Here is a 12,520-nt window from a genome sequence, read left to right as displayed (position 1 = left end):
CGCATGACCGGTCACCGCACCTCCGCACGCATGACCGGTCACCGCACCTCCGCACGCATGACCGATCCCCGCGCCTCTGGGCGGGTGGCCGATCAGAGCTTCGTGATGCGGACGGCGTCGGCGATCACGTACCCCGTGGTGGAGGTCCAGCGGCTCACGCCGACCACGTCGTAGGTGCCCGCCGCGAGGGTGAACGTCCCGAGGTCGCGCCAGGCCCCGCCGCCCGTGCGCTGGTCGACGGTGACCGTGCGGTTGCCGCCGGAGGCCGCGACAATGTACGGCGTCGCGCTGTTGTAGCCGGAGTTGGCCGGATACCACACCTCCACCCGGTAACTCCCGGCGCTGGGAACGGCCGCCCGGAACCAGGCGGGATCGCTGGCCGCGACCGGCTCGGCGAAGCGGTAGTCGGCGCCGTAGAGCTGCGTGGAGTACGTCGAGGTCCCCCAGGCCGAGCCGGCGGCGAACCCGCCGCCGGCGTTGTCGATCACCACGCTGAACCCGCCGGACGACGACCCCGTGACGGCCCGTCCGGCGCTGGGCCCGCTCTCCTGGTGGGTGCGGTTGAGCGCGGTCACGTAGTAGGTGTAGGCGGTCCCGGCGGCGGCCGTGGTGTCGGTGAACGTGGTCTGCCTGGTCGTCTTGATCAGGTTGCGGGCGTCGGCGAAGAAGCACGGGTCGGCCGTCGTGGGCGTGCCGTCCACCCGGTACACGGCGTAGGAGGTGCCGGAGCCGGACCAGGAGAGCTGCACACCGCTGGAGCCCCTGGTGGCGGCGGTGATGGAGGGGGTGCCGGGGGCGGCGGCGGAGCCGCGGGCGGGCAGCAGCGCGGGCTTGGCGTAGTGCGCGTTGAGTACCCTGGTGAACGCGCCGATGCGGTCGGCCTTGACGTCCTTGGCGCTGAAGTAGACGTCGCCGGCGATCTCGGGGTGCTGCCGGTTGTCGTGGAGGTGGTCGCTCAGCTCGGCCGGGTCCTGCCACTCGGCGTCCTGGCCGGAGGCGCCCGCCCGGTAGGCGGCCTGCCCGATCACGAGCTGCACGCCGGTGCCCCTGACCTGCTCGGACCACCACGCCGTGAGCACCTCGTACCCGGCGGTGGAGAAGCCGATGTGCCAGTAGATCTGGGGCGCCAGGTAGTCGACCCAGCCCTGCTTGACCCACTGCCTGCTGTCGGCGTAGATCGCGTCGTAGGACTGCAGCCCCGAGGTGCGCGAGCCGAGCGGGTCGGTGCCCGCGTTGCGCCAGATCCCGAAGGGGCTGATGCCGAAGGAGACGTGCGGCTTGGCGGTGTGGATGCGCTGGTCGAGCTCGCGTACCAGCAGGTTGACGTTGTTGCGCCGCCAGTCGCCGACGTCGGTGAAGGAGCCGCCGTACCGGTCGAACGTGGCCGCGTCGGGGATGCTCTGGCCGCTCACCGGATACGGGTAGAAGTAGTCGTCGAGGTGCACGCCGTCCACGTCGTACCGGGAGACGGCGTCCATGATCGCGTCCTCGATGAAGTCGCGTACCTCCGGGATGCCCGGGTTGTAGTAGAGCTTGCCGCCGTAGGCGAAGCGCCAGTCGGGGTGTTGCCGCGCCGGGTGCGTGGAGATCAGCTTGGAGGGGTCGTCGTGGTTGGCGACCCGGTACGGGTTGAACCAGGCGTGGAACTCCAGGTTGCGGGCGTGGGCCTCGCTGACCATGAAGGCGAGGGGGTCGTAGCCCGGGTTGCCGCCCTGGGTGCCGGTGAGCCACTGCGACCACGGCTCGTACGGCGACGGCCAGAACGCATCGGCCGTCGGCCTGACCTGCACGACCACGGCGTTCATGCGCTTGGAGACGGCCAGGTCGAGCCAGGCGCGGAACTCCGCCTGCTGTGCCGCCGCGCTCAGCCCGGTGCGGCTGGGCCAGTCGATGTTGGCGACCGAGGAGATCCACATGGCGCGGAGCTGCCGCTTCGGGGTGGCCGGGTCGGTGGCGCAGGCGGCCACCGCGGTCTGGGTGTGGCTGGAACTGGCGAGCGCGGTCTGGGTGTGGAGGGGGCTGGCGAGCGCGGCGGCGACGAGCACCGCGAGGACGGTACGCAGGAGCGCGGTCACGAAGGGAAGTTTCAGCGCATCCGCCAGAAAGCGCAATAGTCTTCACAAACATCAGAGGACACCGCGTGCCCCGGCGAGGGCGAGAAGTTTCACTTAACTCAGCAGTAATGTCAATTATCGACATCGGTCAAGATCTTGTCGTAGCGTGCTCCCGTCACCTGTGAACGAGGAGCACCCCATGACTCTCGCCCGCACGCGATTAGCAGCCCTCGCCACCTCGATCCTCGCCATCCTCCCCCTCAGCGCGGCCGCCCAGCCCGCCTGGTCGCAGTCCCAGGCGGTCACGGTCAAGGAATCCCCACTCTCCGCGGCCTTCGGCAAGGCCGCCGCCGCGCACGACGTACCGCGTGACCTGCTCATCGCCCTCGCCTACGCCGAGACCCACCTCGACGGCCACCACGGCGAGCCCAGCGCCAGCAACGGCTACGGCGTGATGCACCTGGTCAGCAACCCGACCAACCACTCGCTCGAACAGGCCGCCGAGCTGACCCGGCTGCCCGCCGACAAGCTCAAGACCGACGACGAGGCCAACATCCTCGGCGGCGCGGCCGTGCTGCGCGCCATCGCCGACAAGCTCGGCCTCGACGAGACCGCCAGGAAGGACGCCGGCCGCTGGTACCGCGCCGTCGCCCAGTACGGCAACGCCTCCTCACCCGAGCTGGCCCGCCTGTACGCCGACGCCGTCTACGAGCAACTCGGCCTCGGCATCGACCTGCGCGGCGTCCAGGTCAGACCGCAGGAGATCACCGCCGACCGCGGCGAGTACGCCGACGCCCGCGACCTGAACGCCCGCGCGGGCAAGCAGGCCGGGGAGCCGGCCGACAGCCCGGTCGCCCTCGCCAGCGCCGACTACCCGCCGGCCGCCTGGGTCGCGGCCAGCAGCAGCAACTACCGCGTCTCCAGCCGCGAGACCAGCTACAACATCGACCGCGTGGTCATCCACGTCACCCAGGGCTCCTACGCCGGAACCATCTCCTGGTTCCAGAACCCCAGCGCGCAGGTCTCCGCCCACTACGTGGTCAAGTCCTCCAACGGCGCCATCACCCAGATGGTCCGCGACAAGGACGTCGCCTGGCACGCGGGCAACTCCACCTACAACAACCGCTCCATCGGCATCGAGCACGAGGGTTACGTCAGTGACGCCTCGTGGTTCACCGACGCCATGTACCGGGCCTCGGCCGCACTGACGCGTTACCTCTGCGACAAGTACGGCATCCCGAAGACGAGGACCGGCATCATCGGCCACAACGAGGTCCCGGGCGCCACCCACACCGACCCGGGCTCGCACTGGAACTGGACCACGTACATGAACTACGTGACCGGTGGCGGCGGCACCCCCACGTTCACCACCACGGTGGACAACGCCACCTCCGGCCAGTTCACCGCCAGCGCCAACTGGGGCACCTCCACCTACTCCAGCCAGCGCCACGGCGCCGACTACCGCTTCGCCGACCCCGTCTCCGCCAGCGACGCGGCGTGGTACTCGGCCACGATCCCCAGCGCGGGCACGTACCAGGTCGAGGTCTGGTATCCGGCGGACGCCGGGTACAACAGCTCGGCGCCGTACATCGTGTCCACGTCCAGCGGCAACCAGACCGTGTACGTCGATCAACGGTCCGGCGGCGGGGCGTGGCGCAGCCTCGGGACGTTCTCGCTGAACGCCGGCACGTACAACGTGGTCGGCGTGAGCCGGTGGACCTCGGGCACCGGCTACGTGATCGCGGACGCGGTGCGTATCAGCAGGTAACGACCCTCTCCGCGTGACGGCCCGCGCCCGATACCCCTCCCGGGCGCGGGCCGTTGCCATGCCGTCCCCATGCCGTCCCCATGCTGTCCCCCATGCCCGGGCGCGTGCCGTACCCGCGCCTCACCCGCGGTCCCGGCCAGAACGATGGCCGGACGGTGCAACATCCCGCCCCCTTCGGCCGTCTGGGAACGTGACTACCGAAGGGACGACAAGTGGACGACGACCCCGGCTTCGACGACTTCGTGGCAGAGCACACGGACGCGTTGCTCCGCTACGGATACGTCCTGACCGGAAACCCCCACGACGCCGCGGACCTGGTGCAGGAGGCCCTGGTACGGCTGTGCGGCGCCTGGCCGCGGGTGAGACGCAAGGACAACCCGCACAGCTACACCCGGATCACGATGGCGCGGTTGCACATCAGCATCTGGCGGCGGCGCAGACGCGAGCACCTCACCGGGGACCCGCCGGAGCGGGAGTCCCGGGAGACGTTCCCGCCCGGCGAGGAGCTGGGGCTGTGGCAGGAGCTGGCCGGGCTGCCCCGCAGGCAGCGGGCCGTGCTGGTGCTGCGCTACTACGAGCAGCTCAGCGACGCCGAGATCGCCGAGGTGCTCGGCATCTCCCCGGGAACCGTGCGCAGCCAGGCATCCCGTGGCCTGGACAAGCTGCGTTCCTCCCTGTCCTCAGCACCGGCGCCCAACAGGAGCATGCGATGACCGACCTGGAAGACAAGCTGAGCCGCGTCCTGTCCGGGGCGGCGGAGCGCGCGCCGCAGGCGCTGCCCGGCCTGGCCGCGACGGTCAGGACGCGCCATCGCCGCCGCCGGGCGCGCACCGCCGCCGCGTACGCCGCCGCGGCCGTGGTCCTGGTCGCGGGCGGGGCGGCCGTCGCGGTGAACAATCTGGGCGTCTCGGCGGCGCCGCAACCCGCCGTCGGCCCGACCGGTCCCACCGGCCCGACCGGCGAGCGGGAGCAGGACGAGATCCCGCCGCCCATTGAGCAGGTGTGGCCGCGGGCCGTGCACAAGATCCCGGCCAAGCTGCCCGACGGCCGCACGTACTACCCGCAGCTCCTCCTCGACGACCGCACGCTGCTGGTCATGACGGGCGCCCTGGACGGGTCGCGCCAGTTCCTGTGGACCTACGACCTGGGCACCGGCCGGCCGAAGCGGATCGCCGAGATCCCGCCGACGAAGAACTCGGCCATCTTCGCCGACGGCGTGGCCGCCGGTGACGGCGCCATCGTCTGGTGGGCGTCGTACAAGGAGCCGGGCAGCCGGCGGGTCGCCAAGATCTGGACGGTCCCGGCCACCGGCGGCCGGCCCCGGCTGGTGAGCGACGTTCCCCTCGGCGACGTCATGAAGCAGGGGCACATCAACGGGCTGGCGGTGGCCGGCTCGGACGTCGTCTTCTCCTACGAGAAGGGCGGCGTCTACCGGGTGCCGCTGAGCGGGGGGACGCCGCGGCCGGTCAAGGGCGCAGAGCGGCACCACGTCCTGCAGTGGCCGTGGGTGGGCGTGCACCGCGGCAAGGCGGTCTTCCGCGACCTGCTCAACGTCGAGACCGGCGAGCGGCGCGAGGCCGTGGTCAAGTCCGGCGAGGAGGTCAGGTGCGGCGTCGAGCGGTGCTGGGGCGTGGCCATCCGCTACAGGACCGTCAAGGTGGAGCGCCGCCGCGACAGCTCCGGCAAGGAGATCAAGTGCGGTGATCGGCGGTGCCCGGCCACGGTGCGGGTGGCGGACATCGTGCGCAGGTTCGTCCGCGACCGCGACGGCTCCCATGAGCAGGCCCTGCCGGCCGGGTTCCAGCAGGGCGACGACGCCGGGCTGGAGCGCTTCTTCAAGGTCTCGCTGAACGGGCCGGGGAATCGGCCCGTGCTGGCCCTCTTCGACGCCGGGACCGGCCGCTCCGCCGACCTGGGCGTCCGGGAGAACGCGAGGGGGGTCATGTCGATCCCGGACGGCGGCCTCGACCGGCTGATGACCTACCCGATCAGGAACGAGATGTGGGTCCTGGACCTGGCCGCGATCGAGTAGAGGGTCATGCGGTCGCGCCGCCGTCGATCACGTGGTCGGCGCCCACGACGAAGCTCGACTCCTCGGACGACAGCCACAGCGCGGCGGCGGCGATCTCCTCGGGGGTGGCCACCCGCCCGATGGGCAGCGCGGTCCTCATCCGCTCGTCCCGCTCCTCCCGCGTCTCCCCGGGCTGCGCCGACATGGGCGTGTCGATCGGCCCGGGGCTGAGGGCGTTGACGCGGACGCCGTCGGCGATGTGGTCGCGGGCCGCCGCCCGCGTCAGGTGGCTCACGGCGGCCTTCGAGGCGGCGTACGCGCTCGCCCCGGCCAGCCGCCAGTGCGCCCCGAGGTTGGAGGAGACGTTGACGATGGCCCCGCCCCCGTGGGCCCGCATGTGGGCGATCTCGTGCTTCATCGACAGGAACACGCCCTTGAGGTTGACGGCCAGGACCTCGTCCCAGACGTCCTCGTCGTAGTCGGCCAGCGGCGCCATCGTGCCGAAGATCCCGGCCGCGTTGAGCGCCACGTCCAGGCCGCCGAGCCGGGAGACGGCGGCCTCGACCATGGCGGCCACCTCGGCGGAGCGGGTGAGGTCGACGGTGAACGCGGCGGCCCGGCCGCCGCCCTCCTCCACCAGCTTCACGACCTCGGCCAGGCGGGCGGCGTCACGCCCGGCGGCGAGGACCGCCGCGCCCTCCCGCGCGTACGCCAGCGCCGCCGTCCGGCCCACCACTCCGCTCGCGCCCGTGACGAGCGCGACCTTGCCTGCGAAACGTCCAGTCATCTTTTCCAGACCAATCATTCTCAAATTCGGACAGTCGTCATGGCTTGCTCGACCGCGTCGCGCAGCCTGCGCGGGTCAGGGTCGGCCCTGCCCAGCACCCTGAGCCCCTGGAGCAGCACGAGCAGGAACCTGGCCAGCGCCTGCGGGTCCTTGCCCGCCGGGATCTCCCCCTGGGCGCGCGCCCTGATGAGCGTCCCGGCCAGCGCCGTCTCCAGCTCCGCCCAGCTCGTCACCACCTTGGCCAGCACCACCGCGTCGCGCGAGGCGAACTCGACGGCCGTGTTCACCACCATGCAGCCGCGCCGCAGCTCGTCGGCCAGGATCTCCGCGACGTAGGAGTCGAGGAAGGCCTGGACGGCGGGCAGCGCCGGCCCCGGCTGGGACAGCCGCTCGATCACCCTGCCCTGCTCCAGATAGCGCTCCAGCGCCTTCAGGTACAGCTCGCGCTTGCCGCCGAACGTCGCGTAGATGCTCGCCCGCGCCAGGCCCAGCCGCTCCACGAGGTCGGCCATCGAGGTCGCCTCGTAGCCGCGCTCCCAGAACAGCTCCAGCGCCTGCTGCAACGCCACCTCGGGGTCGAACTCCTTGCTTCTTGCCACGCCGGGAAGGCTAGCACTATCGAGAACGCTCGGTCTAGTTCAGGAGAAGCGGCGGCCCTCGTCGCGGCGGTAGGCCCAGGCGGCGGCGACCGCCATGCCCACGGTCCAGACGGCCAGCATGACCAGTGACATCGCGTTCGGGCCGACGCCCGCGATCGCCCACCAGATCAGCTCGGCCGCGCCCCTCGTCGGCACGTACACGGACAGGGCCTGCACGAACTCCGGCATCACCGAGGGCGGCAGCAGCAGCCCGCCGAGTATCGCCATCGGGAAGAACAGCAGTTGCGACACCGCCATCGCGGCCTTGGCCACCAGCGTGAAGCCGACGAACAGCCCCATCAGCATGAACGGCACCACGCCCAGGACCAGCGCGCCGATCCCCAGCAGCAGCCGCGCAGGGGTGATCGTCGCCTCCGTGAACAGCGCCCCCATCACCAGCACGGGGATCACCGAGATCAGCATGGTGGCCAGCGTCGCCAGGATCCGCCCGGCGAAGCGCGGCAGCGGGCCCGCCGGCAGGGTCCGCAGGTACGGGTTCCACGGCAGCTCGCGATCCTGCGAGACCGCGACGCCGAGCCCGGTCAGCGCGGACGACATGGCGCCGAAGAGCATCAGCGCGCCCGTCGCCGTGGTCGCCGCCGTCGCGTCCCGGCCCGCGAACGGCACCACGAACGCCAGCATCGCGACGGCCGGGAAGAACGCGCTGGCCACGATGCCGATCGGCACCCTGATCTGCTCGATCATCAGGTAGCGGGTGTGGGCGAGCACCAGGCTAGGCATGTGCGGACTCCTTCGAGGTCAGGGCGAGGAAGGCCTCTTCGAGGGTGGCCGGCCTGATCTCCAGGCCGGAGAACGGCGCCCCGCTGCGCACCAGCTCCACGACGAGCCGGTCGGGGTCGCTGACGACCAGGTCGATCCGGCCGTCCACGCGTTCGGCGCCGAGCACGCCGGGCAGGTCGGGCAGGCTCTCGGCGACGAGGGAGACGCGCCGGGTGCCCACCAGGCCGCGCACCGCCCGCATGGTGTCGTCGGCCAGCACGCGGCCGTTCCCGATCACCACCACCCGCTCGGCCAGCGCCTCCACCTCTTCCAGGTAGTGGCTGGTCAGCAGGACGGTGCCGCCGTCCTCGTGGAAGGCCCTGATGCCGTCCCACAGCGCCCGCCTGGCCTCGACGTCCAGACCGGTGGTCGGCTCGTCGAGGAAGACCAGCTTCGGCCGGCCCGCGAAGGCCAGCGCCACCCCCAGCCGCCGCCGCTGCCCGCCGGACAGGCTGCCCACCTGCCGCCTGACCAGGTCGCCGAGGCCGAACCTGGCCAGCAGCTCGGCCGTGCCGAGCCGCTCGGGGAAGTGCGCGCCGACGAAGTCGACGATCTCGCCGACGCGCAGCGAGTCGGGCAGGCCCGTCTCCTGCGGCGTCACGCCGATGCCGCGCCGCACGGCCGCGTCCAGCGGCGAGCCGCCGAGCAGCTCCACCGTGCCCGACGTCGGCCTGCGCAGCCCCACGAGCAGGTTGATGAGGGTGGACTTGCCGGCGCCGTTCGGGCCGAGCAGGCCGACCAGCTCGCCCGCCCTGATGTCGAGCGAGACGCGGTCGAGGGCGACCACGTCGCCGTAGCGGCGGGTGACCTCGCCGGCTCTGGCGAGAAGCTTTCCGGAGGAGGAGTTCATGCCGGTCAGCCTGGCCCGCCGGGCCGGTCCGCCGCATCGGGCGCGCGGTCGCTCCGCGCCCTTCCCCCGTGGGGTGCGGGTCCTCCTTTGGTAGGTGACGGGCCCGCTGGAGCGGCGTCTAACCTGGGCCGATGAGCCAGATTCGCTCCCCGCACCCCTACGCGGCGGCCGGCGTGCTGCTGGGGATGGGCGCGCTCACCGCCGTGGGGCTGTGGGGTCAGGCAGGCCGGTCCACCTGGTGGCTGGACGTGGCGATCGCGGTGGTGAGCGTGGCCGCCGCGCTCGCCACCCTGTGGTGGCCCGTCCACGGGGCGCTGGCCGCCACGCTGCTCGCCGTGCTCTCCCCGGTGGCCACTCCGGCGGCGACGGCGGGGGCGCTGCAGGTGGCCCAGCGCAGGAGGTTCCCCGTCGCGGCGGCGGTGGCCGCCGCAGGCATGGCGGCCCATCTGGCGCAGGGGTTCTGGCGGCCCAACTCGGGCATCTCGCTGTCGTGGTGGCTGCTGCTGATCTGCGCCGCCTACGGCGCGCTGCTCGGCTGGGGCGCGCTGGCCCGCTCCCGCCGCGCCCTGCTCATCTCCCTGCGCGAACGCGCCCACCGCGCCGAGGCCGAGCAGGGCAGGCGGGTCGCCGAGGCCCGCATGGCCGAGCGCCACCGGCTCGCCAGGGAGATGCACGACGTGCTGGCCCACCGCCTGTCCCTGGTGGCCACGCACGCCGGGGCGCTGGAGTACCGCCCCGACTCCTCGCCCGACCAGCTCGCCAGGGCCGCCGGGGTGATCCGCACCGGCGTCCACCAGGCGCTGGAGGAGCTGCGCCAGGTGATCGGCCTGCTCCGCGAGCCGTCCGACGACCAGGACGAGCTCGAACCCTGGCCAGGCCTGGCCGACCTGCCCGGCCTGATCGCGGAGGCACGCGAGGCGGGCCAGCCCGTACGGCTCAGCGACGAGATCACCGACGCCGCCGCCCTGCCCCCGGCCGTGTCCAGAACCGCCTACCGCGTCGTGCAGGAAGGGCTGACCAACGCCCGCAAGCACGCCGCCGGGCAGCCGGTCGAGGTGCTGCTGACCGGCGCCCCCGGCGAGCCCCTGCTGATCGACGTCCGCAACCCGCTGCCCCCCGCGGGCGCCGCCCCCGTCGCGCCCGGCAGCGGGCTCGGCCTGGTGGGGCTCACCGAGCGGGTCCGGCTGGCCGGCGGGCACCTCGACCACCACGGCACCGGCGCGGAGTTCCGGCTCCAGGCTCGGTTACCATGGCCCGCGTGATCCGCGTGCTCCTGGTAGACGACGACGCGCTGGTCCGCGCCGGGCTGTCCATGATGATCGACGGCGCCGCCGGCATCACGGTCGTCGCCGAGGCGGCCGACGGCCAGGAGGCCATCACCGCCACCGACGCCCACGCCCCCGACGTCGTCCTGATGGACCTGCGGATGCCGCGTGTCGACGGCATCACCGCCACCCGGCGGCTGCGGGCCCGCGCCAGGCCGCCCGAGGTGATCGTGCTGACCACCTTCGACACCGACGAGAACGTCCTGCACGCGCTGCGCGCGGGGGCCGCCGGGTTCCTGCTCAAGGACACCCCGCCGCCGCGCATCGTGGAGGCGATCACCCGGGTGGCGGCGGGCGACCCGATACTGTCCCCGCGCATCACCCGCCGGTTGATGGAGCGCACCGTCGCCCAGGCCGGCGCGTACGAGCGCGCCCGCGCCGCGCTGGCCGCCCTCACCCCGCGCGAGCACGAGGTGGCGCTGGCGATCGCCCAGGGCAGGACGAACGCCGACATCGCCGCCGACCTCGCCATGGGCGTCACCACCGTCAAGGCCCACGTCTCCAGCATCCTGACCAAGCTCTCCCTGGACAACCGCACCCAGATCGCGCTCCTCGCCCACGACGCGGGCCTCACCTGAGCGTGAGCACCCACCGCCAGGCGCCCTCGCCGTTGCTGTCCCGGTTGGCTGCGAGCTGGGTCATCTTCGAGCCGTCCACGCTGACCAGCACCAGGCCGTTGTCGAACTCGTTCTCGCACTTGCCCGCGCAGCCCAGGGCAATGACGTTCTCGTCGTCGGCCCAGGCGTGCAACTGGAGCACCTGCTGCCGACCGGCCACCCGGCCCGTCGCCACCTCGGTGATCTTCGTGGGCATGCCGTCGCCGCCCAGCACCAGCCGGCCGTCGGGCGAGATGGCCGACAGGCTCGTGCCGCGCCGGCACCGCTCCCCCTCGGGCGCTTGCCTGGGCTCGCCGTCCAAGGTGTAGAAGAGCCGGTCAGGCCTGGTGGAGGTGGGCGCCCAAAGGAGCGTGCCGTCCAGGCTCCAGCCGAGATCCTGGCGGCCGTTCATGTTGGACGGCTTGCCCGCCTCGTCGCCCAGCGCGGCCAGCTCGTGGTAGGCCGTCTCCCCCGTCCGGGTGTCGATGACGTAGTAGCCGGTGCGCGGGCTCGCGGTCATCACCGGCCCCATCTGGTCGCCCTTGCCCTGCATGATGTTCGGGTAACTGGCGTAGGCGGTGGCCACGATCCGAGTCCCGTCCGGCGACCACGCGACGGAGCCCACGGTGTGCTCCAGGTCGTACCAGCGCAGCACCTGCCGGGTGTTCATGTCGAGCACGCCCACCCGCTTGCCGAGCAGATCGCCCTCGACCACCGCCGCCACCTGCAGCCCTGGGGCGACGTCCAGCCACGCGTACGAGGTCTGCTCGTAGCCGTCGGTGCGCGGGTCGTACAGGGACCAGTCGTAGCGGACGCGGGTCAGACCGTTCTCGATCGGCTCCCGCCTGGTCCGGTAGTACGCCGACACGGCCATCCGCCCCGCCGCGATGAGCTTGGTGGGCGGGCTGTGCTCGGTGTCGGTGCGCACGTCCGTCGGGGCGGGCGACGGCCGGGCGGGCAGCGTGACGCCGTCGAGCGGGCGGATCACGGGGTCGGGCGAGCGCTGCCCGGTGACGAACACGGCCACCGCCGCGATCATGGCCGCCACCAGCACCGCCGCGCCGTACGGCTTCCAGGCGCGCCTCCGCAGCGCCCGGTCGGCCAGGCCGGGAGGCACCCTGGCCTCGTCGGCCCAGTCCTCCATCGTGTCGCGCAGCAGCCGGGTCACGTGGTCACCTCCAGGTCTCGGGCCAGCTCGGGGGCGATCTCGCGCAGCCGCGCCAGCGACCGGTGCGCGGTGCTCCTGACCGTGCCGACGGAGCAGCCCAGCACCCGGGCCACCTCCTGCTCCGGCAGGTCCTCGTAGTAACGCAGCACCAGCACCGCGCGCTGGCGGGCGGTCAGCCTGGCCAGCGCCGAGCGCAGCACCAGGCGCAGCTCGCTCTGGTGGTGCGCGTCGCGCGCCTCCCGCTCCGGCGGGCCGGCCTGCAGGACCTCGCCCCGCCGCGTGCTCGCCCGCCACCAGCTGATCTGCTGCCGGTACATGATCTGCTTGGCGTACGCCTCCGGCGCCGCCACCCGCCGCCATCTGGCCGACAGCTTCGCCAGCGCGGTCTGCACCAGGTCCTCGGCCGCGTGCTGGTCACCACCGGTGAGCAGGTAACCGAGCCGCATGAGGGCAGGAGAACGGGCGTCGACGAACTCGCGGAACCGTTGCTCTTCCGCGGCGTCCACGGTCACCTCCAGGGGATCGACATCACCCTTTCAGACG

At 72.5% G+C, this 12,520-nt stretch carries 12 protein-coding genes; 5 read left to right on the top strand and 7 right to left on the bottom strand.

Annotation, left to right across the window (positions count from 1 at the left end; translation table 11 throughout):
* Positions 1–92: 92 nt before the first annotated feature.
* Entirely contained in the window at positions 93–2,075 is a 1,983-nt protein-coding gene (locus ABD331_RS29410) for a family 10 glycosylhydrolase (protein ID WP_344481383.1), read from the bottom strand.
* Between the two features lie 178 nt (positions 2,076–2,253).
* On the opposite strand from ABD331_RS29410, the gene ABD331_RS29405 reads away from it, so the two are divergent.
* The 3 genes from ABD331_RS29405 (at position 2,254) to ABD331_RS29395 (ending at position 5,854) form a co-directional block, all read left to right on the top strand.
* Positions 2,254–3,822, top strand: a complete 1,569-nt coding sequence (locus tag ABD331_RS29405; RefSeq protein ID WP_344481380.1) for a golvesin C-terminal-like domain-containing protein — start codon at positions 2,254–2,256, stop codon at positions 3,820–3,822.
* 212 nt (positions 3,823–4,034) lie between these two features.
* On the top strand, positions 4,035–4,535 hold the full coding sequence (locus tag ABD331_RS29400) for a SigE family RNA polymerase sigma factor (protein WP_344481378.1): 501 nt from the start codon (positions 4,035–4,037) through the stop codon (positions 4,533–4,535).
* The gene (locus tag ABD331_RS29395; RefSeq protein WP_344481376.1) at positions 4,532–5,854 is read left to right on the top strand and encodes a TolB family protein; all 1,323 of its coding nucleotides are present in this window, start codon (positions 4,532–4,534) and stop codon (positions 5,852–5,854) included. Before ABD331_RS29400 ends, ABD331_RS29395 begins: the two co-directional genes overlap by 4 nt.
* A 4-nt stretch (positions 5,855–5,858) precedes the next feature.
* Here ABD331_RS29395 and ABD331_RS29390 read toward each other — a convergent pair whose 3' ends face one another.
* From ABD331_RS29390 to ABD331_RS29375, 4 genes are read right to left on the bottom strand one after another with little or no spacing between them, the layout of a single operon-like run.
* Positions 5,859–6,620: an SDR family NAD(P)-dependent oxidoreductase gene (locus ABD331_RS29390; RefSeq protein ID WP_344481373.1), complete on the bottom strand. Its 762-nt coding sequence runs from the start codon at positions 6,618–6,620 to the stop codon at positions 5,859–5,861.
* A 20-nt stretch (positions 6,621–6,640) separates the two neighbouring features.
* The gene (locus tag ABD331_RS29385) at positions 6,641–7,219 is read right to left on the bottom strand and encodes a TetR/AcrR family transcriptional regulator (RefSeq protein ID WP_344481371.1); all 579 of its coding nucleotides are present in this window, start codon (positions 7,217–7,219) and stop codon (positions 6,641–6,643) included.
* Positions 7,220–7,258: 39 nt separating this feature from the next.
* Positions 7,259–7,999, bottom strand: a complete 741-nt coding sequence (locus ABD331_RS29380) for an ABC transporter permease (protein ID WP_344481368.1) — start codon at positions 7,997–7,999, stop codon at positions 7,259–7,261.
* Entirely contained in the window at positions 7,992–8,888 is an 897-nt protein-coding gene (locus tag ABD331_RS29375) for an ABC transporter ATP-binding protein (RefSeq protein ID WP_344481365.1), read from the bottom strand. The genes ABD331_RS29380 and ABD331_RS29375 overlap by 8 nt, the downstream gene beginning before the upstream one ends.
* A gap of 131 nt (positions 8,889–9,019) precedes the next feature.
* On the opposite strand from ABD331_RS29375, the gene ABD331_RS29370 reads away from it, so the two are divergent.
* Entirely contained in the window at positions 9,020–10,150 is a 1,131-nt protein-coding gene (locus tag ABD331_RS29370; protein ID WP_344481362.1) for a sensor histidine kinase, read from the top strand.
* Positions 10,138–10,791 carry a response regulator gene (locus ABD331_RS29365; protein ID WP_148439003.1) on the top strand — a complete coding sequence of 218 codons (654 nt, stop codon included), beginning with the start codon at positions 10,138–10,140 and terminating at the stop codon, positions 10,789–10,791. Before ABD331_RS29370 ends, ABD331_RS29365 begins: the two co-directional genes overlap by 13 nt.
* Here the strand turns inward: ABD331_RS29365 and ABD331_RS29360 are convergent.
* Both ABD331_RS29360 and ABD331_RS29355 read right to left on the bottom strand, forming a co-directional pair.
* Positions 10,784–11,977: a WD40 repeat domain-containing protein gene (locus tag ABD331_RS29360; protein ID WP_344481357.1), complete on the bottom strand. Its 1,194-nt coding sequence runs from the start codon at positions 11,975–11,977 to the stop codon at positions 10,784–10,786. The genes ABD331_RS29365 and ABD331_RS29360 overlap by 8 nt on opposite strands.
* The gene (locus ABD331_RS29355) at positions 11,974–12,483 is read right to left on the bottom strand and encodes a SigE family RNA polymerase sigma factor (protein WP_344481354.1); all 510 of its coding nucleotides are present in this window, start codon (positions 12,481–12,483) and stop codon (positions 11,974–11,976) included. Before ABD331_RS29355 ends, ABD331_RS29360 begins: the two co-directional genes overlap by 4 nt.
* Between the last annotated feature and the right edge of the window lie 37 nt (positions 12,484–12,520).

Origin of the sequence: Nonomuraea monospora (assembly GCF_039531895.1) — a bacterium.
Taxonomy (GTDB): domain Bacteria; phylum Actinomycetota; class Actinomycetes; order Streptosporangiales; family Streptosporangiaceae; genus Nonomuraea; species Nonomuraea monospora.
The sequence above is the reverse complement of the archived record's forward strand: the minus strand, read 5'-3'. Positions and strand labels throughout refer to the sequence as shown.

Coding starts and splice junctions, on each gene's coding strand:
- ABD331_RS29405 (WP_344481380.1), top strand. CDS start 2,254: ATGACTCTCGCCCGCACGCGATTAGCAGCCCTCGCCACCTCGATCCTC.
- ABD331_RS29395 (WP_344481376.1), top strand. CDS start 4,532: ATGACCGACCTGGAAGACAAGCTGAGCCGCGTCCTGTCCGGGGCGGCG.
- ABD331_RS29390 (WP_344481373.1), bottom strand. CDS start 6,620: ATGACTGGACGTTTCGCAGGCAAGGTCGCGCTCGTCACGGGCGCGAGC.
- ABD331_RS29380 (WP_344481368.1), bottom strand. CDS start 7,999: ATGCCTAGCCTGGTGCTCGCCCACACCCGCTACCTGATGATCGAGCAG.
- ABD331_RS29375 (WP_344481365.1), bottom strand. CDS start 8,888: ATGAACTCCTCCTCCGGAAAGCTTCTCGCCAGAGCCGGCGAGGTCACC.
- ABD331_RS29370 (WP_344481362.1), top strand. CDS start 9,020: ATGAGCCAGATTCGCTCCCCGCACCCCTACGCGGCGGCCGGCGTGCTG.
- ABD331_RS29365 (WP_148439003.1), top strand. CDS start 10,138: ATGGCCCGCGTGATCCGCGTGCTCCTGGTAGACGACGACGCGCTGGTC.